The organism is Streptomyces sp. NPDC050485, from assembly GCF_044458185.1.
Lineage (GTDB): Bacteria > Actinomycetota > Actinomycetes > Streptomycetales > Streptomycetaceae > Streptomyces.
In genome coordinates, this window is the sequence record NZ_JBITHR010000003.1 from 116,794 (window position 1) to 140,573 (window position 23,780).

Below are 23,780 nucleotides of genomic sequence, written 5' to 3' on the forward strand. Positions count from 1 at the left end.
CGTCCTGGTCGTACGCCCGGAGCGCACCACCTCGCAGTGAACCCCGGGCGCCGTCGCCACTGCCGTCACACGAGGTTGCCGCCGCCGTCCACGAACACGACTTCGCCCGTGATGTACGGGGCGTTGACGAGGTGGACGATCTCGTCGGCCACGTCATCGGCGGTGCCGGTGCGCTTCAGCGGGACCGCGTTCTCCACGTGGCGCTTGGTGTCGGCGAAGCCGTCGACTCCCTCGTACCACGGGGTCTCGATGAAGCCGGGGGCCACCGCGTTGACGCGGGTCTCCGGTCCGAGCGTCTTGGCGAGCAGCCGGGTCAGGTGGTTCACGGCCGCCTTGGAGACGGCGTACGGGATGGAGCTGCCGTTCGGGCGGATGCCCGCCTGGGAGGACACGTTGACCACGGCGCCCGCGCCGCTCGCCTTCAGGTGCGGGGCGGCCGCCGTGATGGTCTGCCAGAGGCCGAGCACATTGACGTCGAAGATGTCCCGCCACACCTCGGGGCTCGCGGCCGCGAGGTCGTCGTGCGGGATGAACCGGGTGGTACCGGCGCTGTTGACCAGGATGTCGAGCCGCCCGAAGGTCTCGATGACGGCCCCGACCAGCCGCTCGGCCTCGCCGTCCACCGAGACGTCCGCCCGGATGTAGACGGCGCCGGGCAGTTCCGCGGCCAGCTTCTCGCCCGCCTCGGGCGACCGGGAGTTGACCACCACCCGGACGCCGGACGCCGCGAGCCGGCGGGCGGTGGCGGCGCCGATGCCCGAAGAAGAGCCGGTCACCAGCGCAACACGTGCTTCGCTCATACTGCTGTTCCCCACATGCGGTGTTCAGCCGCGCCCGTCGGCGATCATGCCACAGGGCATATCGCGGCCGACTCCCGCACACTGGACCCTGTCAGGGACCGATCAGCAGAGCGGAGTTGTGCGATGGACCGCGCGGCCTTCAGTCGCAGGGCGTTCCTCGGTACGGCGGGGGCCGTCGTCGCCGCGGGCGCGGCGGGGTGCTCCGCCGGCGAGGGGACCGGCAAGGACGGGCCCGCGGCTGCCGACCACGGCTCCTCGAAGCCGCCCGCGAAGGAGAACGACCGGCCCGGCGACGCCGGCTGGCGGCTCAAGGGGCGCGGCGCCGAGCACGAGGTCGAGGGCTACCCGGACCGTACGAGCGTGGCGCCCGGAGAGACCTTCCGGCTGCACGTGCACACCACCGCCAAGACCTTCCGCGCCGAGGCGTTCCGGATGGGCTGGTACGGGGGCGCGCTGGCCCGCAAGGTGTGGGAGTCGGGCTCGGTCAAGGGCACCCGGCAGCCCGCCGCCAAGGTCGAGCCGGGCACGTACACCGTGACCGCCGACTGGTCGGCGAGCACCGAGGTCACCACCAAGGACTGGCCCGAGGGCTCCTATCTGATCCGGCTCACCGCCGACACTGGCGGCCAGCGCTACGTCCCGGTCACCGTCAGGTCGGCCACCACCAAGGGCCGGGTGGTGATCGTCAACGCGGTCGCGACCTGGCAGGCGTACAACGAATGGGGCGGTTACAGCCTCTACAACGGGCCGAGCGGCGACGACGCGGACCGCTCGCGCGCGGTGAGCTGCGACCGCCCCTACCACCGCGACGGCGACGGCCTCTTCCTCACCTACGAGCAGCCCGTCGTCGCGCTCGCCGAGAAGATGGGCCTGGCGCCCGCGTACGTCACCACCATGGACATCGAGCGCGACGCCCAGCTCCTGAACGGCGCGAGTGCCGTGCTGTCGCTCGGCCATGACGAGTACTGGACGCAGTCGATGCGCGAGCGGGTCACGGCCGTCCGCGACCGGGGCACCAACATCGCCTTCCTCGGCGCGAACGCCTGCTTCCGGCGCATCCGTCTGGAGAAGACGGGCCTCGGCGACCACCGGCTGATCGTCTGCTACAAGAACGACTGGGCCAAGGACCCGGGCCGCCGCGAGGGCGAGCCGCCGACCACCAACTTCCGCGAGCCCCCGCACGCCCAGCCGGAGAACTCCCTGACCGGCACGTTGTACGAGTCCAACCCGACCACCGCCGACTACGTGGTCACCTCGCCCGGCCACTGGCTGTTCGAGGGCACCGGTGTCAAGCGGGGCTCGGCGTTCCCGGGTCTGGTCGGCACGGAGTACGACCGCGCCAACGGCGAGGAGACCACGCCCCGGCCGATCGAGGTGATCTCGCACTCCCCGCTGACCTGCCGAGGGGTCCACTCGTACGCCAACTCGGCCTACTACACGGTGAGTTCGGGCGCGGGCGTCTTCAACACCGGCACCATGCGCTGGGTCCAGTCGACCATCGGCGACGGCGGCCACGGCATCGACGCCACCACGGCGAAGTTCACTTCGCGGGTGACGGAGAACCTGCTGCGGGTCTTCGCGGCGGGCCCGGCCGGGCGCACCCACCCGGCCAAGGACAACCTGGACACCTTCCATCCGTACGCGGGCGACCCGACGTGGTCGAAACGCAACCTCTGGTAGCGGACTGGGGCGCGGGCGTCGGGGGCGCGACATTTCAGCGGCACTATCGCCCACCCCCACAAACTCTAAGTAGACGTTAACTCTCCCCCGGGCGAAACTGCCGTATGACGACATCACGCCCACCCCGCCCGTTCGGGCGCGCGCTCTGCGCCATGGTCACACCGTTCACCGCTTCGTACGAGCTCGACCTCGTGGCCGCCCAGCAGCTCGCCGCGCACCTGGTCGACAACGGGTGCGACGGCCTGGTCCTGAACGGCACCACCGGGGAGTCGCCGACCACCTCGGACGAGGAGAAGACCGCACTGGTACGGGCCGTCGTAGAGGCGGTCGGCGACCGTGCCGCGATCGTGGCGGGCGTGGGCAGCGCGTCGACCGCGCACACCGTCGCCCTGGCCCGCGCGGCCGAACAAGCGGGCGCGGACGGCCTGTTGGTGGTGACCCCGTACTACAGCCGGCCGCCGCAGGAAGCCGTGGCGGCGCACTTCCGCACGGTGGCCGACGCGACGGGCCTGCCGGTGATGCTGTACGACATCCCGGGCCGCACGGGCACCCGCATCGAGGTCGACACGATGCTCCGGCTCGCCGCCCACGAGCGCATCGTCGCGGTGAAGGACTGCGCGTACGACCTGCTCGGCTCCACCAAGGTCATCGGCCGCACCTCACTGGCGTACTACTCGGGGTGCGAGGAGCTGAACCTTCCGCTGTACGCGGTGGGCGGGGCGGGGTATGTGAGCACGGTGGCGAACGTGGCGCCGGGGGCGCTGCGGGCGGTCCTGGACGCGTACGACGCGGGCGCCCCCGCCGAGGCCGCCCGCCTCAACCAACTGACCGTCCCGCTCACGGAGTTGATGATGGCATCCGGGTTGCCGGGGGCGGTGACGGCGAAGGCGCTGCTGGGGCATGCGGTGCGGGAGCCGTTGCTGCGGGCGGGGCGGAAGGAGGCGGACCACCTGCGCGGGGCGCTGGAGGCTCTGCTCAGGAATTAGCCCCGCCCCGCCCCTTACCGAAACCCTCCGGGGGTGAGTGGGGCGGGTGCGGCCGGTGGTCCTGGGGCTCTGCCCCAGACCCCGCTCCTCAAGCCCCGGAGTGACTTGAACGGGTTCTGGGGGCGACCCCGGTGACTAGTTGTGGCTGTGCAGGATCTCGTTCAGGCCGCCCCACACCGCGTTGTTCGGACGCGCTTCCACCGTGCCGGTCACCGAGTTCCGGCGGAACAGGATGTTGGACGCGCCGGACAGCTCGCGGGCCTTGACGATCTGGCCGTCGGGCATCGTCACGCGCGTACCCGCCGTGACGTAGAGCCCGGCCTCGACCACGCACTCGTCGCCGAGCGCGATGCCCACGCCCGCCTCTGCGCCCACCAGGCACCGCTCGCCGATGACGATGCGGACGTTGCCGCCGCCGGACAGCGTGCCCATCGTGGACGCGCCGCCGCCGATGTCGGAGCCGTCGCCGACGACGACACCGGCCGAGATGCGGCCCTCGACCATCGACGTGCCGAGCGTGCCCGCGTTGAAGTTCACGAAGCCCTCGTGCATGACCGTGGTGCCCTCGGCGAGGTGCGCGCCGAGGCGCACCCGGTCGGCGTCGGCGATGCGGACGCCCTTGGGCGCGACGTAGTCCGTCATGCGCGGGAACTTGTCGACCGAGGTGACCTGGAGGTGCAGGCCCTCGGCGCGGGCGTTCAGACGGACGGTCTCCACGGAGTCCACGGCGACCGGACCGAGCGAGGTCCAGGCGACGTTGGAGAGCAGCCCGAAGAGGCCGTCGAGGTTCTGGCCGTGCGGCTTGACGAGCCGGTGCGAGAGCAGGTGCAGCCGCAGGTAGGCGTCGTGCGCGTCCAGGGGCTTGTCTTCGAGCGAGGTGATGACCGTACGGACGGCGACGACCTCGACCCCACGGCGCTCGTCCGGGCCGACGGCCTTGAGCGCGGCGGCGCCGAGGAGTTCGGCGGCGCGCTCGGCGGAGAGGCGCTCGGTGCCGGCCGGGCCGGGCTCGGCGACGGTCACGAGCTCGGGGGCGGGGAACCAGGTGTCCAGGATGGTGCCGTCGGCGGCGATGGTGGCGAGTCCGGCGGCCGCGGCGCCGGTCGTAGCAGTAGCAGTCGTGTCGGTCATGACCAAAACCTAACCGGCCGCGCCCCGCCGCGGCGAACCGGTCTCACCTCCCGGTCCCGTGTCCGCCCGACCGGCTGACCTGCGCGGCGTTCAGTGCGCGGCGCCCCCTACGTTGAGCAGGACCACTCCGCCGATGACGAGGGCGATCCCGGCGAGCTTGGCGGCGGTCATCGCCTCGCCCATGAAGACCATGCCCACGGCCGCGATGACGGCCGTCCCGACGCCCGACCAGATCGCGTACGCGGTGCCCACGGACAGGGACTTCAGCGTGAGCGACAGCAGGTAGAAGGCGAGCAGGTAGCCGGTGGCGGTGATCAGCGAGGGCCAGAGCCGGGTGAATCCCTCGCTGTACTTCAGCGCGGACGTGGCGATGATCTCCGAGCCGATGGCGCAGCCGAGCAGGACATAGGGCATGTGTACCAGCGTACCCAAGGATGCGTACGGCCGTACACAACGGCTGTCCCAAGACCTGCCAAGACCTACCGCAGCAGTCGGCCGAGCAGATCGCGCGCGTACTCCTCGTCGTACGCGCCGCCGGTGAGGAGCGACTGGAGGCAGATGCCGTCCATCGCGGCGACCAGTCCGCGCGCGGTGACCGGATCGGTGTGGCGGGCGAGCAGTTCGGCGACGGAGTCGGTCCACTCCGCGGCGACCGGGCGCAGCGCGGGGCGGCGCAGGGCGGCGAGGTAGAGCTCGTACTCCAGCTCGGCGCGCGCCCGGTCCCCGGTCAGCCACTCGCCCATCAGCCGGGCCAGTTCGACGGCCAGGTCCGCGCCGGGTTCACCGAGCCGCGCGCAGTCGCGGACGGCCGCCGCGAAACCCTCGTTGGCCTGGCGCAGCGCCGCTACGAGGAGTTCGTCAAGTGTCTTGAAATGGTACGTGGTCGAGCCCAGCGGCACATCGGCCTCGGCGGCGGCGCTGCGGTGGCTGAGACCGGCGATGCCGCGCTCGGCGACCACCCGGAACGCCGCGTCGATGATGCGCCGACGCCGGTCGGGGTCGTAGCGGCGGGCCATCAGCGGCCTCCGGGGGGTCCGGCCTGGTCACAGAGCATGCCCCCGACCGTACCCGCAGCGGGTGCGGGCTACCGTATGCCGATCGATCAGGGGACGGGACGTACGCGCGACGTACGGGAAGTGCGAGGTTTGCAGTGACGCAGGACATGGGGTGGGGCCCCGGTGCCCAGGGCGGGCCGCCGGGATGGGGGCCCGCCTGGGGAGCGGGCTGGATGCCGCTCCCGCCTAAACCGGGCGTGATCCCGCTGAGTCCGCTGCAGGTCGGCGACGTACTGAGTGGCGCGTTCTCGGCGCTCGGCCGCTACTGGAAGCAGCTCTTCGGCGTGGCCCTGATCGCGTACGGGGCCGCCGCCCTGGTCGTGGTCTCGGCGGGCGCGGGCGCGGTGGCCGCCGTCCACGATCACCTCGATCCGGTCTTCAATCCCCCGTACGGGGAACACCCGGTGCGCTCCGACTGGGAGCCGGTGCTCGTCGCCGGGTGCCTCGTCGCCCTCGTCGCGATGGTGATGTGGCTCGTCTCGGCTGCGCTGATGTACACGGCGGCGCCGGTCGTGCTCCAGGAGGCGGTGCTCGGGCGGCGCACGACGTTCGGCGCGGTGTGGCGCAGGACCTGGTCCCGCTTCCCGGCGGTGCTCGGCGCACTGGCGCTCTCGTGGCTGGCCGGTCTTGGCGCGATGGTCCTGTTCATCGCGCTGTTCATGTCCCTGATACTGACGGACTTCGGCCACGCCGATCCGCCGGCCGCGCTGATCGTGCCGTTCGTGCTCGGCATCCTGGCGCTGATCCCGGTAGGCGTCTGGCTGTGGGTGCGCTTCAGCTTCGCGCCGTCCGCCGTGGTCCTGGAGAACCAGCGGCCCGTCGAGGCGCTGCGCCGCTCGGTCCGGCTGGTCCGGGGCGTCTGGTGGCGGACCTGCGGCATCCTGCTGCTTGTCGGCATGATCAGCGGGATGATGGGCTACGTCGTCCAACTCCCGTTCACCTACGGCGGGATCCTCGCGGCCATGCCGCTGGCGCTGTCGCACTCCACCGGCAGCAGGATCACGGCCGTGGTCGTCGTCGTGGTCCTGTACACGATCGGCATGGCGGTCAGCCAGTTCCTGTCGACCGTCGTGCCCCAGCTCGCCGCCGGCCTGCTCTACGTCGACCAACGCATCCGCCGCGAGAACCTGGCCCCCGCACTGGCCGAAGCAGCCGGCGTCCCGGCGGCGGGAGCACCGCCGGTGGGCGCCTGGTAGCGCAAGGCCGATCCCGCGAAAAACGGCCATGCCCTCCCCCTGCTCACAGAGCTTTGGGGGAGGGCATGGCCGTCAACCGGAGTCGAACGGGTCGGGCTCAGACGTTGAAGCCCAGCGCGCGCAGCTGCTCGCGGCCGTCGTCCGTGATCTTGTCGGGGCCCCACGGCGGCATCCAGACCCAGTTGATCTTCAGCTCGTTGGCGATGCCGTCGGTCGCGGCCTTCGCCTGGTCCTCGATCACATCGGTCAGCGGGCAGGCCGCCGACGTCAGGGTCATGTCCAGCGTGACGACGTTGGAGTCGTCGATGTGGATGCCGTAGATGAGGCCGAGGTTGACGACGTCGATGCCCAGCTCGGGGTCGACCACGTCGTACAGCGCCTCGCGGATCTCTTCTTCGGTCGCCGGCTTGATCGCCGCCTCCGCGTTCTCGGTCATGCCGTCTTCCTTTCGGCGACCTCGCCCAGAGCCTGGGCGGTCGCGTCCTTCCACGCCATCCAGCTCAGCAGAGCACACTTCACACGGGCGGGGTACTTGGAGACGCCGGCGAAAGCCACCGCGTCCTCCAGGATCTCCTCCATCGCGTCGTCCGGCTCCAGCTGGCCCTTGGACTGCATCAGCTCCAGGAAGGTCTCCTGGATCTTCCGGGCCTCGGCCAGCTCCTTACCCACGAGCAGCTCGTTCAGCACGGAGGCGCTCGCCTGGCTGATCGAGCAGCCCTGCCCCTCGTACGACACGTCCTCGATGCGCGAACCCGCGTACTTCACGCGCAGGGTGATCTCGTCACCGCACGTCGGGTTCACGTGGTGCACCTCGGCGTCACCGTCCCGCAAGCCCCGGCCGTGCGGGTGCTTGTAGTGGTCCAGGATGACGTCCTGGTACATCGAATCAAGCTTCACAACGATTAACCTCGCGTCCTGATGTCCGTTGTGTCACGTGCCCTACCGGCCGGGGATCCGGGGGTTGTCCCGCGGGAAGACACAGCACGTCTCGACTCCCCTAGCCGAAGAAGTTCCGTACGTGCTCCAGACCGTCCACCAGGGCGTCGACCTCGGCGGGCGTGGAGTACAGATAGAAAGACGCTCGCGTGGTCGCAGGAATTCCGTAGCGCAGGCAGACCGGGCGCGCGCAGTGGTGGCCGACCCGGACCGCGATGCCCTGCTCGTCCAGGACCTGGCCCACGTCGTGCGGGTGGATGTCGCCGAGCACGAAGGAGATCGCGGCGCCGCGGTCCTCGGCCGTGGTGGGGCCGATGATCCGCAGGTCCGGCACCTCCAGGAGGCGCTTGACCGCGTACTCGGTGATCGCGTGCTCATGCGCGGCGATCTTGTCCATGCCGATCGCCGAGAGGTAGTCCACCGCCGCGCCCAGGCCCACGGCCTGCGCGATCGGGGGCGTGCCCGCCTCGAACTTGTGCGGCGCCGGAGCGTACGTGGAGGAGTGCATCGAGACCGTCTCGATCATCTCGCCGCCGCCCAGGAACGGCGGCAGGTCCTCCAGGAGCTCCTGGCGGCCCCACAGCACGCCGATGCCGGTCGGGGCGCACATCTTGTGACCGGTGAAGGCCACGAAGTCGGCCTGCAGCGCCTGCACGTCCAGCGGCATGTGCGGGGCGGCCTGCGAGGCGTCGATGCAGACCAGCGCGCCGACCTGCTGCGCGCGGCGGACGATCGCCTCGACCGGGTTCTGGGTGCCGAGCAGGTTGGAGACCAGCGTGAAGGAGACGATCTTCGTCTTCTCGGTGATGATCTCGTTGATGTTCGACAGGTCGAGCCGGCCGTCGTCGGTCAGGCCGAACCACTTCAGCTTCGCGCCCGTGCGCTGCGAGAGCAGCTGCCAGGGCACGATGTTGGAGTGGTGCTCCATCTCCGTGATGACGATCTCGGTGTCGCTGTCCACGCGGTAGGGCTCGTCGGCCCAACCCAGCATGTTGGCAACGAGGTTGAGCGACTCCGAGGCGTTCTTGGTGAAGATGACCTCGTCGCGGCTCGGCGCGTTGATGAACGCGGCGACCTTGTCCCGGGCGCCCTCGTACAGCGCCGTGGCCTCCTCGGCGACCAGGTACACGCCACGGTGGACGTTGGCGTTGTGCTGCTCGTAGTACTCGTTGAGCGCGTCGAGCACCTGGCGCGGCTTCTGCGAAGTCGCCGCGCTGTCGAGGTAGACGATCTTCTTCCCGTCGTGGACCACACGGTCCAGCAAGGGGAAGTCCTTGCGGATCGCCTCGGTGTCGAGGAGGCCCGGCAGCTGCGTCACTCGGAAGCGCCACCCTTCGTGTACGACTCGTAGCCCTCGGCCTCGAGCTTGTCGGCGAGCTCGGCGCCGCCGGACTCGACGATGCGGCCGGCCGAGAAGACGTGGACGTAGTCGGGCTTGATGTAGCGCAGGATGCGCGTGTAGTGGGTCACCAGGAGGGTGCCGACCTCGCCGTTCTCACGGACGCGGTTGATGCCCTCGGAGACCTGGCGCAGCGCGTCCACGTCAAGGCCGGAGTCGGTCTCGTCCAGGATCGCGATCTTCGGCTTGAGGAGCTCCAGCTGGAGGATCTCGTGGCGCTTCTTCTCACCGCCGGAGAAGCCCTCGTTCACGTTGCGCTCGGCGAAGGCCGGGTCCATCTGGAGCTGCTCCATCGCGGACTTGACCTCCTTCACCCAGGTGCGCAGCTTGGGGGCCTCGCCGCGGATCGCCGTCGCCGACGTGCGCAGGAAGTTGGAGACCGAGACGCCGGGGACCTCGACCGGGTACTGCATGGCGAGGAACACGCCGGCGCGGGCGCGCTCGTCGACGGTCATCGCCAGGACGTCCTCGCCGTCGAGGGTGACGGTGCCGCTGGTGATCGTGTACTTGGGGTGACCGGCCAGCGAGTACGCGAGGGTGGACTTGCCGGAGCCGTTGGGGCCCATGATGGCGTGGGTCTCGCCCTGCTTCACGATCAGGTCGACGCCCTTGAGGATCTCACGGGGGCCGTTCTCGGCCTCGACGGAGACGTGCAGGTCGCGGATTTCAAGCGTTGCCATGGGGAACTCAGGACTCCTGGGTGACGGAGACGAGCACATCGTCCCCTTCGATCTTGACGGGGTATACGGGGACGGGGCGCGTCGCGGGAAGGCCGGACGGCTTGCCGGTGCGCAGGTCGAAGCTGGAGCCGTGCAGCCAGCACTCGATGGCGCAGTCCTCGACCTCACCTTCCGAGAGGGAGACGTTCGCGTGCGAGCAGATGTCGTTGATCGCGAACACCTCGCCCTCGGTGCGGACGAGGGACACCGGCGTGCCGTCGATCTCCACCCGCTTGGGGGTGTCGCTCTCCAGCTCGCTCAGCGCACAGGCTTTGACGAAGGCCATCAGACGGAAGCCTCCAGCTCCGTCTCGATCTTGGCGAGCAGCCGCTCTTCGACGTCCGGCAGGCCGATCTGCTGGACCAGCTCCGCGAAGAAGCCGCGGACGACCAGGCGGCGGGCCTCGTTCGCCGGGATGCCGCGGGACATCAGATAGAAGAGCTGCTCGTCGTCAAAGCGGCCGGTGGCCGAGGCGTGACCGGCGCCGACGATCTCGCCGGTCTCGATCTCCAGGTTCGGCACCGAGTCGACGCGGGCACCGTCGGTCAGAACCAGGTTGCGGTTCATCTCGTACGTGTCGGTGCCTTCGGCCGCGGCCTGGATGAGCACGTCACCGATCCACACGGCGTGCGCGTTCTCGCCCTGGAGGGCGCCCTTGTACACGGCGTTGGACTTGCAGTGCGGGGTGTTGTGGTCGACAAAGAGGCGGTGCTCCTGGTGCTGGCCCTTGTCGGTGAAGTACAGGCCGAAGAGCTCGGCCTCGCCGCCGGTGCCCGCGTAGGCGACCCGCGGGTGCAGGCGTACGAGATCGCCGCCGAAGGTGATCACGAACGACTTGAAACCGGCGTCCCGGCCGATCAGCGCGTTGTGCTGGCCGACGTGGACGGCCTTGTCGTCCCAGTCCTGGACGGAGACGACGGTGAGCTTGGCACCGTCGCCCAGGATGTAGTCGACGTTGGCGGCGAGCACCGCGTCACCGGTGTGGTCGATGACCACGACGGCTTCGGCGAACGCGGCGAGCTCCACGACCAGGTGGCCGTAGGCGACGCCGCCCTCGCCGTGCACCGCGATGCGGATCGGCTCGGTGAGCACCGTGTCCTTGGGGACGGTCACGACGGAGGCCTTCTCGAAGGACGAGTACGCCTGGGCTGCCACCCGGTCCACCGGCGTGCCGGCCCTGCCGAGCCGGGCGTCGTCGCGCCCGACGGTCTCCACGACGACGCCCTCGGGCGCGTCGACGGCGACCTTCACACCGTCACCGGTCGCGACGGCGGTGCCGTCGTGCAGCCCGCGCAGCCGCTCGAGCGGCGTGAAGCGCCACTCCTCCTCGCGGCCGTGCGGGACCGGGAAGTCGGCCGCGTCGAAGGACGGGGGGGCGCTCATGCGGGTGGCGACGGTGGACTCGGCGGCCACCGCGATCGACCCGGCGGTGGTGGAGCCCACCGGAATGTTCTGAGCCTCAGCCATGGCTGTCGTAGTGCTCTCTTCCTAGATCAGAATCTGCTCAACTGCCGGACGGGGGACGGTCGTTATCCGACCGAGCCCTCCATCTGCAGCTCGATCAGCCGGTTGAGCTCCAGGGCGTACTCCATGGGCAGCTCCTTGGCGATCGGCTCGACGAAGCCGCGCACGATCATGGCCATGGCCTCGAACTCGGTCAGACCGCGGCTCATCAGGTAGAAGAGCTGGTCGTCGGAGACCTTGGAGACGGTGGCCTCGTGGCCCATGGACACGTCGTCCTCGCGGACGTCCACGTAGGGGTAGGTGTCCGAGCGGGAGATCGTGTCGACCAGGAGCGCGTCGCACAGCACGTTGGACTTGGAGCCGTGCGCGCCCTCGCCGATCTCGACCAGGCCGCGGTAGGAGGTGCGGCCGCCGCCGCGCGCCACCGACTTGGAGACGATGTTGGAGGAGGTGTTCGGCGCCATGTGGACCATCTTGGAGCCGGCGTCCTGGTGCTGGCCCTCGCCCGCGAACGCGATGGAGAGCGTCTCGCCCTTGGCGTGCTCGCCCATCAGGTAGACGGCCGGGTACTTCATGGTGACCTTGGAACCGATGTTGCCGTCGATCCACTCCATGGTCGCGCCCTCGTACGCCACGGCGCGCTTGGTGACCAGGTTGTAGACGTTGTTCGACCAGTTCTGGATCGTCGTGTAGCGGCAGCGGCCGCCCTTCTTGACGATGATCTCGACGACGGCGCTGTGCAGCGAGTCCGAGGAGTAGATCGGGGCGGTGCAGCCCTCGACGTAGTGGACGTAGGCGTCCTCGTCGACGATGATCAGCGTCCGCTCGAACTGGCCCATGTTCTCCGTGTTGATGCGGAAGTAGGCCTGCAGCGGGATGTCGACGCGGACACCCTTCGGCACGTAGATGAACGAGCCGCCGGACCACACCGCGGTGTTCAGCGAGGCGAACTTGTTGTCGCCGACCGGGATGACGGTGCCGAAGTACTCCTGGAAGAGCTCCGGGTGCTCCTTCAGCGCGGTGTCGGTGTCGAGGAAGATGACGCCCTGCTCCTCCAGGTCCTCACGGATCTGGTGGTAGACGACCTCGGACTCGTACTGGGCCGCGACACCGGCGACGAGGCGCTGCTTCTCCGCCTCGGGGATGCCGAGCTTGTCGTACGTGTTCTTGATGTCCTCGGGCAGGTCCTCCCAGGACTCCGCCTGCTTCTCCGTGGAGCGCACGAAGTACTTGATGTTGTCGAAGTCGATGCCCGAGAGGTCGGAGCCCCAGTTCGGCATGGGCTTCTTGTCGAAGAGCCGCAGACCCTTGAGGCGCAGCTTCAGCATCCACTCGGGCTCGTTCTTCTTTTCCGAGATGTCGCGTACGACAGCCTCGGAGAGACCGCGCTTGGCCGCGGCACCCGCCGCGTCGGAGTCGGCCCAGCCGTATTCGTACGTGCCCAGGCCTTCGAGCTCAGGGTGGGCAGTCTCCGTGGGGAGAGTCATGCGGGGTTCCTCCCGGCCGTGCTTGCTGATGCTTGCTGATGTGTGGTCTGTGGTGGCGCGCCGTGCGGGATGAACGTGGTGCACACGCCGTCGCCGTGGGCGATCGTGGCCAGACGTTGCACATGTGTTCCCAGGAGGCGGGAGAAGAACTCCGTCTCCGCCTCGCACAGCTGCGGGTACCGCTCGGCGGCGTGGGCCACCGGGCAGTGGTGCTGGCAGAGCTGCTCGCCGACCGGTGCGCTGCGTGCTGTAGCAGCGTACCCGTCGGCACTCAAGGCCCTGGCCAGGGCTTCGGTGCGCTCCTCGGGCCGCGCGGCCTCGATGGCGTTCCGGTACGTCCCCGCCTGAGCCTCTATGCGGGCCCGGGCGAACGCGGCGACGGCTTCCTCGCCTGCCGCGCCGCCGCCGACGGACTGCTCGATCCAGTGCAGCGCGTCCACGGCGAGCTTGTCGTAGGACTGCTCGAAGGCGTCCCGGCCGCAGTCGGTGAGCGCGAAGGCCTTGGCCGGCCGGCCGCGGGTCCGGGCCCCGTAGACGCGCTGTTCGCGGGGGGCGACGACCTCGTCGGCCACGAGCGCGTCGAGGTGGCGGCGGACGGCGGCCTGGGTGAGGCCGAGGCGCTTCGCGAGGTCCGCGACGGTCGAGGGCCCGTGGTCCAGGATGGACCGCGCGACCCGGTTGCGGGTGGACCGCTCACCGGTCGCGAGTTCCTCCTGGGGAGCCTCGCCGATGTTTTTCACAACACCATTGTTGCGTAATTCCTCGGGGCCTGACAACCCACGTCCGGATCGCGAGCGGTGCGGTGCATCACTTAGGCATACCTAATCTGACCTGCGGAAACGATCATTGATCGATCAGGTCCCGGCTAATTCGGTGGCCCCCGGAAACGGCCCCGGGGCAGACTCCCGTGCTATGCCCATACCCCCTGTGACCGGCCCTTTGTGCACCCGCGACTCCCTCGCCGCCGACCTGGCCGGCCTGGGCGTGCGGCGCGGCGAGACCCTCCTGGTGCACTCGTCCCTGAGTTCGCTCGGCTGGGTCTGCGGAGGCCCGGTCGCGGTGGTCCAGGCGCTCCTCGACGCACTGGGCGAAACGGGAACGCTCGTGGTCCCCACCCACACCGGGGAGAACTCCGACCCCGCCGGCTGGGTCAACCCTCCGGTGCCCGAGGAGTGGTGGGAGGCCATCCGGGCAACGACCCCGGGGTACGACCCGCTGATCACCCCGACCCTGGGCATGGGAGTCGTCCCGGAGACCGTACGCACCTGGCCGGGAGCCCTGCGCAGCGCGCACCCTCAGACCTCCTTCGCGGCCATCGGGCCGGGCGCGGCCCGCGTCACCGCGGGGCACGCCCTGGACTGCCGCCTCGGCGAGCGCAGCCCGCTGGCCCGCCTGGAGGAGGCATCGGCCCGGGTCCTCCTGCTGGGGGCGGGCTACGACTCCTGCACGTCGTTCCACCTCGCGGAGTACCGGATTCCGGCGCCGGTGGTGGAGGAGTCGTTCGCGGTGACCACACCGCAGGGCGGACGACGCCGGATGACGGTCCGGGAAACCTCGATCACGAGTGAGCGCTTCGACGAACTCGGGGCGGACTTCGAGCGGGACCGCGCGGTGGTGCGCGGCACCGTGGGCGCGGCGGCGTCCCGGCTGTTCCCGGTGCGGGACGCGGTCGCCTACGCGCAGACGTGGCTGGCCACGCACCGCTCCCGCGAGGAGTGGGCCTGACGCTCACGGCCCGGGCGGAGTGGGCCTGACCGCTCAGCGCCGACCGCGCAGAGTGGCCTGATCGCTCAGGGCCGGCCCGCGCCGCTGGTGAACCAGTACGTTCCGGCCACCAGCACCCCGGCGAACATCACGATCGGCAGGGCGATCGGGAAGACCGCCCCTTCGACCGCCCCTTCGACGTCAGGGGCCGCGAACGATCGCAACTGTCCGAAAAAGTCAGCAGTCGAGGGACCCGGGCCCCCGCGCCACCGGGACCTGTGGCCCCTGCCTAGACTTGCCCGTCATGAAGAGCGAGCCTGTCGTCCAGGTCACCGGCCTGGTCAAGCGGTACGGACCCAAGACCGCTGTGGACGGCCTCGACCTCACGGTCGGCGGGGGCACCGTGACCGCCGTCCTCGGCCCCAACGGGGCCGGCAAGACCACCACCATCGAGACCTGCGAGGGCTATCGCAGGCCGGACGCGGGCACCGTCCGCGTCCTCGGGCTCGACCCGGTCGCCGACGCCCAGCGGCTCAAGCCGCGGATCGGGGTGATGCTCCAGTCCGGCGGCGTCTACTCCGGCGCCCGCGCCGACGAGATGCTCCGCCACATGGCGAAGCTGCACGCGCATCCGCTGGACGTGGACGCGCTCATCGAGCGCCTCGGCCTCGGCAGCTGTGGACGCACCACCTACCGCAGGCTCTCCGGCGGCCAGCAGCAGCGCCTCGCGCTGGCGATGGCCGTCGTCGGCCGCCCCGAACTGGTCTTCCTGGACGAGCCGACCGCCGGCCTCGACCCGCAGGCCCGCCGCGCCACCTGGGACCTGGTGCGCGAGCTGCGCACCGACGGCGTGTCCACCGTGCTGACCACGCACTTCATGGACGAGGCCGAAGAGCTCGCCGACGACGTCGCGATCATCGACGCGGGCCGGGTCGTCGCCCAGGGCTCCCCCGAGCAGCTCTGCAAGGGCGGCGCCGAGAACACCCTCCGCTTCACCGGCCGCCCCGGCCTCGACCTCGGCTCGCTGCTCAAGGCCCTGCCCGACGGCACCGCCGCGGCCGAGCTCACCCCGGGCGCGTACCGCATCACCGGCACCATCGACCCCCAGCTGCTCGCCACCGTCACCTCCTGGTGCGCCCAGCACGGCGTGATGCCGGACGGCATCTCGGTCGAGCGCCACACCCTTGAGGATGTCTTCCTCGAACTGACCGGCAAGGAGCTGCGTTCATGAGCGCCGGCACGTACGCACCCGAGCCGGGAGCGGCTCCGCTCGGGCGGATGATCGGGGCGCAGACCGCGCTGGAGACGCGGATGCTGCTGCGCAACGGCGAGCAGCTGCTGCTCACGGTGATCATTCCGAGTCTGCTGCTCGTCCTCTTCTCCACCGTCGACATCATCGACACCGGCGGCGGCAAGTCCGTCGACTTCCTCGCGCCGGGCATCCTCGCGCTCGCCGTGATGTCCACCGCGTTCACCGGCCAGGCCATCGCGACCGGTTTCGAGCGGCGGTACGGAGTGCTCAAGCGGCTCGGCGCCTCACCGCTGCCGCGCTGGGCGCTGATGACCTCCAAGACGCTGGCCGTGCTTGTCACCGAGGTGCTCCAGGTCGTCCTGCTGGCCGTGATCGCGTACGCGCTCGGCTGGTCCCCGCACGGCAATCCGCTCGCCGTGCTCCTGCTGCTCGTGCTCGGCACCGCCGCGTTCTCCGGGCTCGGGCTGCTCATGGCCGGCACCCTGAAGGCGGAGGCGACGCTGGCCGCCGCCAACCTCGTCTTCCTGCTGCTGCTCGTCGGCGGCGGGGTGATCGTGCCGATGGGCAAGTTCCCCGGCGGCGTGCAGAACGCGCTCGGGCTGCTGCCCGTCTCGGCCCTGTCCGACGGCCTGCGCGAGGTGCTCCAGCATGGTGCGTCGATGCCGTGGGGCGATGCCGGGATCCTCGCCGTGTGGGCGGTGCTGGGCCTGGGCGCGGCCGCGAAGTTCTTCCGCTGGGAGTGAGTCCGGGAGCGTACGGGAGTGACTTTGCTCCCGTCCCGGCCGGGCGGACCCCCCTCGTGAAAACATGCACAAACGGGCGCCTACGATAGGGCGCATGCCGAAATGGACCCGGGCCGACCTGGCCGAAGCGGCGCGCAATCCGCTCGCCTACATCGCTGAGCGCTGGACGCCGACCCAGCGGATCGTGGAACGCGCGGCCCTCAGCGCCGTCGTCATGGGTGTCGTCATCGTCGTGACCGGCGGTGCCGTACGGCTCACCGGTTCCGGGCTCGGCTGCCCGACCTGGCCCAAGTGCACCGACCAGAGCCTGACGGCGACCAGCCAGATGGGCTTCCACGGGGCCATCGAGTTCGGCAACCGCATGCTGACGTACGTGCTGTGCGCGGCGGTCGGCTGGGCGATCATCGCGGCGCGCTCGGCCGAGCCCTGGCGACGCGGCGTCACCCGGCTCGGCTGGGTGCAGTTCTGGGTGGTCATGGGCAACGCGGTGCTCGGCGGCATCGTGGTCCTGGTCGGCCTCAATCCGTACACGGTGGCCGCCCACTACCTGCTCACCAGCGCACTGATCGCGGTCGCCGTGGTGACCTGGCAGCGCACCCGCGAGGGCGACGGCGCGCCAAGGCCCTTGGTGGGCAAGGCGGTTGTGCAGCTCACCTGGCTCCTGGTGGGCGCGGCGGGCGCGCTGATCGCGGTCGGCACCATCGTCACCGGGGCCGGCCGGCACGCGGGCGACACCAGCGAGGTGTACCGCATCCCGATCGACTGGACGATGATCACGCAGCTGCACGCCGACCTCGCGTGGGTCGTGGTGGCGCTGACCGTCGCGCTCTGGTTCGTCCTGAAGGCCGTCGACGCACCGGCCGGGCCCCGCGACCGGGCCCGTGATCTGTTCCTGGTCCTGATGGGGCAGGGCGTGATCGGCTACGTCCAGTACTTCACGAAGACGCCCGAGATCCTGGTCGGCCTGCACATGTTCGGCTCCTGCCTGGTGTGGATCGCGGTGCTGCGCGTCCTGCTCGCGCTGCGCGAGCGCCCGGAGACCTCGGCCGAGCTGCCCACCCGGCCGGACGCCGCGCTGACCGGCGCCGGAAACACCGTCTAACCCGACAGCCCGTAGACGCGGCGGGCGTTGCCCGCCGCGATCATCCCGGCGACCCGCTGGGCGTCGCTGCGCGACCACGCGCCGTCGCCCACCCAGCCGCCGAGCACCCGCCCCAGCGCCTCACTGAACAACCGCGCGCCCACCACGTGCAGTTCGGGCAGCCCGCGCGCGCCGCTGGAGTAGAGCAGCTTCCCGAACGGGGCGAGCTCCATGATCTCCGCGAGTACGGCCGCGGCCCCCGCCCCGGTGCGCACCAGGGCCGGCCCGACATCGGCGTACACATGCGGGTGGACGCTGGCCAGATGGGCGGCCTGGCGGTGGTACGGGTAGCCGTGCAGCAGCACCAGATCGGTGCCGAGCCCGGCCGTCGCGGTCGCGAATCCGCCGAGCGGCATCGGGTCCGCCATCCCCACCCGGAGCTGGAGCGGCCGACCGGACGCGACCGCGCTCCACAGCAGGTGGCGCAGCAGTACGGGATCCTCCAGGCGCCCGTGTGTGCGCCGGCCCGCCAGCCATCTCCCGGCCGCCCCGCGCACCTCCCCCGGGCCCGGCGGCTCCGGGTCGAGTCCTTCGCATACGCCCGCGACCGACGCGAAGGCGACGGCGGAGGCGGCCGCGGTGTGCACGGCCTCGGCGAGGTTGGCGAGGAAGGACTCGACGGTCCCGGAGGTGTCGGCGACCTGCTCGGCGAGGAGTTCGAGGCGGACGATCTCATGGGCGTCGGCCGCGCCGGCGGCGGCGATCTCGTGCGGGGCGGTGAGGTCTCCGGGCGGTCCGGTGTCCACCAGATAAGTGGAGATTCCGGAGCCCCGCAGGAGGCGCCGGCCCGACTCCAGTACGCCGAGCTCGCGGCGGCGGGCCAGATAGCGGGCCGGCGGGCAGTGCGGTTCGAGGCCCAGGAGCGGGGGGCACCAGCGGCGTACGGCGAAGCCGGTCTGGGTGTCGAAGAACGTGGTGCCGGGCGCGGGCAGGGCCCCGGTGCGGCCAAGCGCGGTCTCGAAGGTGCCGAGGCCGAGCTCCGTGCGCAGGACCCCGTGGCAGTACTGGTCCACCAGGGTCGGGGTGTCGATCATCCGGGGCTCCCTGCGATGGACGCGCTTCCACCACTCCTAACGGGTGAGCCCCGGATCGGTGTTGCTCAGAGCCCGGGTCCAAGCCCCGCCCGGGCCCGCGGTGTCCGGCACACCGGCTCTCAGCTGTTCTTCGGACCGCCGAGCTGGATGCCGGCCATGCGGGTCCACTCGTACGGGCCGGTCTTCACCTTGCCCGCGAACTCGCCGTCGAAGTCCTCGTGGACGGTGATCCCGGACTTCTCGACGGCGCTGAGCGCGACGGCGTGGCTCGGGGCCACCAGGTCGCCCCAGCCGCCGTCCTCGCCGACGAGCACGATGCGGGCGCCCTTCTGTCCGAGGTACGCGATCTGCCCCTCGGCGCCGCCGTGCTCCTTGGCGAAGGAGCCGATCTGCCGGGCCAGTTTGGCCGCGCGCCGTTCGGCCCTGGCGGCCTGCTTCTCGTCAACCTGGGTGTCTGCCATGCCGCGATGCTACTAGCGGGTAGCTCCCGGTGCGACCGGAGGGGCCAGTGGCTTGCGCCACTGGCCCCTCCGGTCGGAAAGCGAGGTGCTCAGCGCAGGAACGGGTCCACCGCGACGGCCACGAACAGCAGCGACACGTACGTGATCGACCAGTGGAAGAGCCGCATTTCCTTCAGCTTGGTGCCCGTCGCCTCGGACTTGGCGCGGGACTGGAGCGCGTGCGCCTCCCACAGCCACCAGCCGCCGGAGAGCAGCGCGACCGCCGTGTAGAACCAGCCGGTGTAGCCGAGCGGGGTGAGCAGCAGCGAGACGGCGACCATCACCCAGCTGTAGAGGACGACATGGCGGGCCACGACCTTGTTGGAGGCGACGACCGGCAGCATCGGCACGCCGACCCGCGCGTAGTCCTCCTTGACCTTCATCGACAGCGGGTAGTAGTGCGGCGGCGTCCAGAAGAACATCACGAGGAAGAGGATGATCGGCGCCCACGACATGGAGTTCGTGACCGAGGACCAGCCGATGAGCACCGGCAGGCAGCCCGCGATGCCGCCCCACACGATGTTCTGCGAGGTCCGGCGCTTGAGGATCATCGTGTACACGACGACGTAGAAGAGGAGCGCACCCAGCGACAGGGCCGCCGAGAACCAGTTGACCAGGAGGCCGAACCACAGCGTCGAGATGACGCCGAGCGAGATGCCGAAGACCAGGCACTCGCGCGGCGAGACCATGCCGGTCACGAGCGGGCGCTGCGAGGTGCGGTCCATCAAGGCGTCGATGTCGCGGTCGATGTACATGTTCAGCGCGTTCGCGCCGCCCGCGGAGAGGTAGCCGCCAAGAGTGGTGGCGAACACCAGCCACAGCGGAGGAACGCCCTGCTCGGCCAGGAACATCACCGGAATGGTGGTGATGAGGAGCAGCTCGATGATCCGCGGCTTGGTCAGCATCACGAAGGCCTTGACGCGGGCCCCGAATGGCCGATGGCCCCCCGGGCTGGGAGTCAAGAGGACCCCTGCGGGTCGGGACTCGACGGCCGTCACGCACACCCCTGACAAAGAATTCCAGCAAGTCCCCGGTGATCCCGGACGTTCACCGGACGTGAAGGCCCGGTAAAGACTTGCGCGTACCACGCCACTGTAGACGTTGCCCATACGCCGCCATCCCCGGGGGTGGGGTCGTGTTGGGGGCATCTCGCCAGGAGGCGAATTCCGCCGCCCCCCGGCACGCTGGAGGTGTCTGTCCCAACGGGCAGACAGTCGAAAAAGTGAGCGTTCCGGCAGGGGTAGGCTCGACAGCGCCCGGTGCGCCCTCAGTCACCGGGATTCGACATGTGGAGAGGAGCCCTGACTCAGGGTGAGCACCAAGCCGACCACCACAGACCTCGAGTGGACCGAGCTGGACCAGCGGGCCGTTGACACCGGCCGCGTACTGGCAGCGGATGCTGTACAGAAGGTCGGCAACGGCCATCCCGGTACGGCGATGAGCCTGTCCCCGGCCGCGTACACCCTCTTCCAGAAGGTGATGCGGCACGACCCGGCGGACGCCGACTGGGTCGGGCGCGACCGGTTCGTGCTCTCCGCGGGCCACTCGTCCCTGACCCTCTACGTCCAGCTGTACCTGGCCGGTTTCGGCCTGGAGCTGGAGGACCTGGAGTCGTTCCGGACCTGGGGTTCCAGGACCCCCGGGCACCCGGAGTACGGCCACACCACCGGTGTCGAGACGACGACCGGCCCGCTGGGCCAGGGTGTCGCCAACGCCGTGGGCATGGCCATGGCCGCCCGCTACGAGCGCGGCCTGTTCGACCCGGAGGCCGTCATCGGCACCTCCCCGTTCGACCACTTCGTGTACGCGGTCGCCGGCGACGGCTGCCTCCAGGAGGGCATCTCCGCCGAGGCGTCCTCGCTGGCCGGCCACCAGAAGCTCGGCAACCTGGTCCTTTTGTGGGACGACAACCACATCTCGATCGAGGGTGACACGGAGACCGCGGTCTCCGAGGACACCATGAAGCGGTACGAGGCGTACGGCTGGCACGTCCAGCGCGTGGCGCCCAAGCCGGACGGCGACCTGGACCCCGAGGCGCTGTACAACGCGATCGAGGCCGCGAAGGCGGTGACCGACAAGCCGTCGTTCATCGCGATGCGCTCGATCATCGCCTGGCCCGCGCCGCACGCCCAGAACACCGAGGCCGCGCACGGCTCGGCGCTCGGCGCCGACGAGGTGGCCGCCACCAAGCGCGTCCTCGGCTTCGACCCGGAGAAGTCCTTCCAGGTGAGCGACGAGGTTCTCGCGCACACCCGCGAGGCGCTCGACCGCGGCCGGGAGGCCAAGGCCGAGTGGGAGAAGTCCTTCGCCGCGTGGCGCACCGCCAACCCGGAGCGCGCCGACCGGTTCGACCGCATCAACGCGGGCGAGCTGCCCGAGGGCTGGGAGTCCCACCTTCCGGTCTTCGAGACCGGCAAGGGCGTCGCCACGCGTGCCGCCTCGGGCAAGGTCTTGGCGGCGCTCGGCCCGGTCATCCCGGAGCTGTGGGGCGGCTCGGCCGACCTCGCGGGTTCCAACAACACGACGATCGACAAGAACTCGTCGTTCCTGCCGGCCGACAACCCGCTGCCGGAGGCCGACCCGTACGGCCGCACGGTGCACTTCGGCATCCGCGAGCACTCCATGGCCGCGGAGATGAACGGCATCGCGCTGCACGGCCACACCCGCATCTACGGCGGCACCTTCCTGGTGTTCTCCGACTACATGCGCAACGCCGTACGCCTGTCCGCGCTGATGCACCTGCCGGTGACGTACGTGTGGACGCACGACTCCATCGGTCTGGGCGAGGACGGCCCCACCCACCAGCCGGTCGAGCACCTGGCCGCGCTGCGCGCGATCCCCGGCCTCAACGTGGTCCGCCCCGCGGACGCCAACGAGACGGCCATCGCCTGGCGCGAGATCCTCAAGCGCTACACCAAGGTGTTCGGCAAGGGGGCCCCGCACGGCCTCGTGCTGACCCGCCAGGGCGTGCCGACGTACGAGGCCAACGAGGGCGCCGCCAAGGGCGGTTACGTGCTCTTCGAGGCCGAAGGCGGCGAGGCTCGGGTCGTGCTCATCGGCACCGGCTCCGAGGTCCAGCTCGCCGTCGGCGCGCGCGAGCAGCTGCAGGCCGCCGGCATTCCGACCCGGGTGGTCTCGATGCCGTCCGTCGAGTGGTTCGAGGAGCAGGACCAGGCGTACAAGGACAGCGTCCTGCCGCCGTCGGTCAAGGCGCGGGTCGCGGTCGAGGCCGGTATCGGTCTGACCTGGCACCGCTACGTGGGCGACGCCGGCCGGATCGTGTCGCTGGAGCACTTCGGCGCTTCGGCCGACGGCAAGGTCCTCTTCCAGGAGTTCGGCTTCACTGCCGACCACGTGGCCGCCGCGGCCCGGGAATCTCTCGAAGCCGCTGCGCGCTGACGCCGGTATACGAACTAGTAGGAGATGCAATTCTCATGACAGACGCACTCAAGCGCCTCTCCGACGAAGGCGTCGCGATCTGGCTCGACGACCTGTCGCGCAAGCGGATCACGTCCGGCAACCTGGCCGAGCTGATCGACCAGTCGCACGTGGTGGGCGTCACGACCAACCCGTCGATCTTCCAGAAGGCGATCTCGTCCGGTGACGGTTACGAGCAGCAGCTCGCCGACCTCGCCGCCCGCAAGGTCACCGTCGAAGAAGCCATCCGCATGATCACGACGGCTGACGTGAGGGACGCCGCCGACATCCTGCGCCCGGTCTTCGATGCGACGGAGGGCCAGGACGGCCGGGTCTCCATCGAGGTCGACCCGCGCCTGGCGCACAACACCCGCGCCACGGTCGCCGAGGCCAAGCAGCTGGCCTGGCTGGTGGACCGGCCGAACACGCTCATCAAGATCCCGGCCACCAAGGCGGGTCTGCCGGCGATCACCGAGACCATCGGTCTCGGTATCAGCGTCAACGTCACGCTGATCTTCTCGCTCAAGCGCTACCGCGAGGTCATGGACGCCTACCTGGCCGGTCTGGAGAAGGCCAGGGAGCGCGGCCTGGACCTCTCGAAGATCCACTCCGTGGCGTCCTTCTTCGTGTCCCGCGTGGACACCGAGATCGACAAGCGGATCGACGCGCTCGGCACCGACGAGGCCAAGGCCGCCCGCGGCAAGGCCGGTCTCGCCAACGCCCGGCTCGCCTACGAGGCGTACGAGGAGGTCTTCTCCTCGGACCGCTGGAACGCCCTGGACAAGGCGCACGCCAACAAGCAGCGCCCGCTGTGGGCGTCCACCGGCGTCAAGGACAAGGCGTACAAGGACACCCTGTACGTCGACGACCTGGTGGCTCCGAACACGGTGAACACCATGCCGGAGGCCACCCTGGAGGCGACCGCCGACCACGGGCAGATCACCGGCGACACGGTGACCGGCACGTACGAGCAGTCCCGCGCCGAGCTCGCCGCCGTCGAGAAGCTGGGGATCTCCTACGACGAGGTCGTGCAGCTGCTTGAGGACGAGGGCGTCGAGAAGTTCGAGTCCGCCTGGAACGACCTGCTCAAGTCCACCGAGGCGGAGCTCAAGCGCCTCGCACCCGCGGAGGCGTAA

General features: G+C 70.2%; 25 protein-coding genes. 9 read left to right on the forward strand and 16 right to left on the reverse strand.

The genetic code is table 11. The annotated features are described in order from the left end of the window. Positions 1-65 precede the first annotated feature (65 nt). Complete coding sequence (locus tag ACIBK6_RS07140; protein WP_399049517.1) at positions 66-800, reverse strand: SDR family NAD(P)-dependent oxidoreductase; 735 nt, start codon at positions 798-800, stop codon at positions 66-68. 123 nt (positions 801-923) lie between these two features. On the opposite strand from ACIBK6_RS07140, the gene ACIBK6_RS07145 reads away from it, so the two are divergent. Then, the gene (locus ACIBK6_RS07145; RefSeq protein ID WP_399049518.1) at positions 924-2,480 is read left to right on the forward strand and encodes a N,N-dimethylformamidase beta subunit family domain-containing protein; all 1,557 of its coding nucleotides are present in this window, start codon (positions 924-926) and stop codon (positions 2,478-2,480) included. Positions 2,481-2,584: 104 nt separating this feature from the next. After that, positions 2,585-3,466, forward strand: a complete 882-nt coding sequence (dapA, locus tag ACIBK6_RS07150) for a 4-hydroxy-tetrahydrodipicolinate synthase (protein WP_399049520.1) — start codon at positions 2,585-2,587, stop codon at positions 3,464-3,466. A gap of 135 nt (positions 3,467-3,601) precedes the next feature. Here dapA and dapD read toward each other — a convergent pair whose 3' ends face one another. From dapD to ACIBK6_RS07165, 3 genes are all read right to left on the reverse strand, one after another. Continuing rightward, positions 3,602-4,597 (reverse strand): 2,3,4,5-tetrahydropyridine-2,6-dicarboxylate N-succinyltransferase, encoded by a 996-nt coding sequence (gene dapD / locus ACIBK6_RS07155; protein ID WP_399049521.1) that lies wholly within the window; start codon positions 4,595-4,597, stop codon positions 3,602-3,604. A gap of 90 nt (positions 4,598-4,687) precedes the next feature. Beyond that, positions 4,688-5,011: a DMT family transporter gene (locus ACIBK6_RS07160; RefSeq protein WP_399049523.1), complete on the reverse strand. Its 324-nt coding sequence runs from the start codon at positions 5,009-5,011 to the stop codon at positions 4,688-4,690. Positions 5,012-5,076: 65 nt separating this feature from the next. Further along, on the reverse strand, positions 5,077-5,613 hold the full coding sequence (locus ACIBK6_RS07165; RefSeq protein WP_399049525.1) for a TetR/AcrR family transcriptional regulator: 537 nt from the start codon (positions 5,611-5,613) through the stop codon (positions 5,077-5,079). A gap of 212 nt (positions 5,614-5,825) precedes the next feature. Here ACIBK6_RS07165 and ACIBK6_RS07170 point away from each other — a divergent pair, with 212 nt between their 5' ends. Next, positions 5,826-6,848, forward strand: a complete 1,023-nt coding sequence (locus tag ACIBK6_RS07170) for a hypothetical protein (RefSeq protein ID WP_399049527.1) — start codon at positions 5,826-5,828, stop codon at positions 6,846-6,848. 97 nt (positions 6,849-6,945) lie between these two features. On the opposite strand, the gene ACIBK6_RS07175 is transcribed toward ACIBK6_RS07170, so the two are convergent. The 8 genes from ACIBK6_RS07175 to ACIBK6_RS07210 all read right to left on the reverse strand — a co-directional run bounded on the left by ACIBK6_RS07175 (position 6,946) and on the right by ACIBK6_RS07210 (position 13,593). After that, positions 6,946-7,284, reverse strand: coding sequence for a metal-sulfur cluster assembly factor (locus ACIBK6_RS07175; protein ID WP_399049529.1), 339 nt, complete (start codon positions 7,282-7,284; stop codon positions 6,946-6,948). Continuing rightward, entirely contained in the window at positions 7,281-7,745 is a 465-nt protein-coding gene (sufU, locus tag ACIBK6_RS07180) for a Fe-S cluster assembly sulfur transfer protein SufU (RefSeq protein ID WP_399049531.1), read from the reverse strand. Before sufU ends, ACIBK6_RS07175 begins: the two co-directional genes overlap by 4 nt. Positions 7,746-7,845: 100 nt before the next feature. Further along, complete coding sequence (locus ACIBK6_RS07185) at positions 7,846-9,102, reverse strand: cysteine desulfurase (protein ID WP_399049532.1); 1,257 nt, start codon at positions 9,100-9,102, stop codon at positions 7,846-7,848. Next, positions 9,099-9,863 (reverse strand): Fe-S cluster assembly ATPase SufC, encoded by a 765-nt coding sequence (gene sufC, locus ACIBK6_RS07190; protein ID WP_399049534.1) that lies wholly within the window; start codon positions 9,861-9,863, stop codon positions 9,099-9,101. The genes ACIBK6_RS07185 and sufC overlap by 4 nt, the downstream gene beginning before the upstream one ends. Before the next feature lie 7 nt (positions 9,864-9,870). Beyond that, positions 9,871-10,188: a bifunctional 3-phenylpropionate/cinnamic acid dioxygenase ferredoxin subunit gene (locus ACIBK6_RS07195; protein WP_399049535.1), complete on the reverse strand. Its 318-nt coding sequence runs from the start codon at positions 10,186-10,188 to the stop codon at positions 9,871-9,873. After that, on the reverse strand, positions 10,188-11,369 hold the full coding sequence (gene sufD / locus ACIBK6_RS07200; protein WP_399049536.1) for a Fe-S cluster assembly protein SufD: 1,182 nt from the start codon (positions 11,367-11,369) through the stop codon (positions 10,188-10,190). Before sufD ends, ACIBK6_RS07195 begins: the two co-directional genes overlap by 1 nt. Positions 11,370-11,431: 62 nt before the next feature. After that, complete coding sequence (sufB, locus tag ACIBK6_RS07205) at positions 11,432-12,853, reverse strand: Fe-S cluster assembly protein SufB (RefSeq protein WP_399049537.1); 1,422 nt, start codon at positions 12,851-12,853, stop codon at positions 11,432-11,434. Further along, positions 12,850-13,593, reverse strand: a complete 744-nt coding sequence (locus ACIBK6_RS07210; RefSeq protein WP_399049539.1) for a helix-turn-helix transcriptional regulator — start codon at positions 13,591-13,593, stop codon at positions 12,850-12,852. The genes sufB and ACIBK6_RS07210 overlap by 4 nt, the downstream gene beginning before the upstream one ends. A gap of 172 nt (positions 13,594-13,765) precedes the next feature. On the opposite strand from ACIBK6_RS07210, the gene ACIBK6_RS07215 reads away from it, so the two are divergent. Next, positions 13,766-14,578 (forward strand): aminoglycoside N(3)-acetyltransferase, encoded by an 813-nt coding sequence (locus ACIBK6_RS07215; RefSeq protein ID WP_399049541.1) that lies wholly within the window; start codon positions 13,766-13,768, stop codon positions 14,576-14,578. A gap of 65 nt (positions 14,579-14,643) precedes the next feature. Here the strand turns inward: ACIBK6_RS07215 and ACIBK6_RS07220 are convergent, their stop codons facing one another. Continuing rightward, on the reverse strand, positions 14,644-14,781 hold the full coding sequence (locus ACIBK6_RS07220; RefSeq protein ID WP_399049543.1) for a hypothetical protein: 138 nt from the start codon (positions 14,779-14,781) through the stop codon (positions 14,644-14,646). An 80-nt stretch (positions 14,782-14,861) separates the two neighbouring features. Between ACIBK6_RS07220 and ACIBK6_RS07225 the strand changes: the two genes are divergently transcribed. From ACIBK6_RS07225 to ACIBK6_RS07235, 3 genes are all read left to right on the forward strand, one after another. After that, the gene (locus ACIBK6_RS07225; protein WP_399049544.1) at positions 14,862-15,788 is read left to right on the forward strand and encodes an ABC transporter ATP-binding protein; all 927 of its coding nucleotides are present in this window, start codon (positions 14,862-14,864) and stop codon (positions 15,786-15,788) included. Next, positions 15,785-16,552: an ABC transporter permease gene (locus ACIBK6_RS07230; protein WP_399049546.1), complete on the forward strand. Its 768-nt coding sequence runs from the start codon at positions 15,785-15,787 to the stop codon at positions 16,550-16,552. Before ACIBK6_RS07225 ends, ACIBK6_RS07230 begins: the two co-directional genes overlap by 4 nt. 94 nt (positions 16,553-16,646) lie before the next feature. After that, positions 16,647-17,654 (forward strand): heme A synthase, encoded by a 1,008-nt coding sequence (locus tag ACIBK6_RS07235; protein ID WP_399049548.1) that lies wholly within the window; start codon positions 16,647-16,649, stop codon positions 17,652-17,654. Here the strand turns inward: ACIBK6_RS07235 and ACIBK6_RS07240 are convergent. The 3 genes from ACIBK6_RS07240 to ACIBK6_RS07250 all read right to left on the reverse strand — a co-directional run bounded on the left by ACIBK6_RS07240 (position 17,651) and on the right by ACIBK6_RS07250 (position 20,231). Beyond that, a complete protein-coding gene (locus ACIBK6_RS07240) occupies positions 17,651-18,727 on the reverse strand; it encodes an amidohydrolase (RefSeq protein WP_399049550.1) in 1,077 nt (358 codons plus the stop codon). The two genes, ACIBK6_RS07235 and ACIBK6_RS07240, sit on opposite strands and share 4 nt — an antisense overlap. A 119-nt stretch (positions 18,728-18,846) precedes the next feature. Then, a complete protein-coding gene (locus ACIBK6_RS07245) occupies positions 18,847-19,188 on the reverse strand; it encodes a hypothetical protein (RefSeq protein WP_399049551.1) in 342 nt (113 codons plus the stop codon). Between the two features lie 89 nt (positions 19,189-19,277). After that, positions 19,278-20,231: a heme o synthase gene (locus ACIBK6_RS07250; protein ID WP_399049553.1), complete on the reverse strand. Its 954-nt coding sequence runs from the start codon at positions 20,229-20,231 to the stop codon at positions 19,278-19,280. A 307-nt stretch (positions 20,232-20,538) separates the two neighbouring features. On the opposite strand from ACIBK6_RS07250, the gene tkt reads away from it, so the two are divergent. After that, a complete protein-coding gene (gene tkt, locus ACIBK6_RS07255) occupies positions 20,539-22,626 on the forward strand; it encodes a transketolase (RefSeq protein WP_399049554.1) in 2,088 nt (695 codons plus the stop codon). Between the two features lie 35 nt (positions 22,627-22,661). Further along, positions 22,662-23,780: a transaldolase gene (tal, locus tag ACIBK6_RS07260; RefSeq protein ID WP_399049556.1), complete on the forward strand. Its 1,119-nt coding sequence runs from the start codon at positions 22,662-22,664 to the stop codon at positions 23,778-23,780.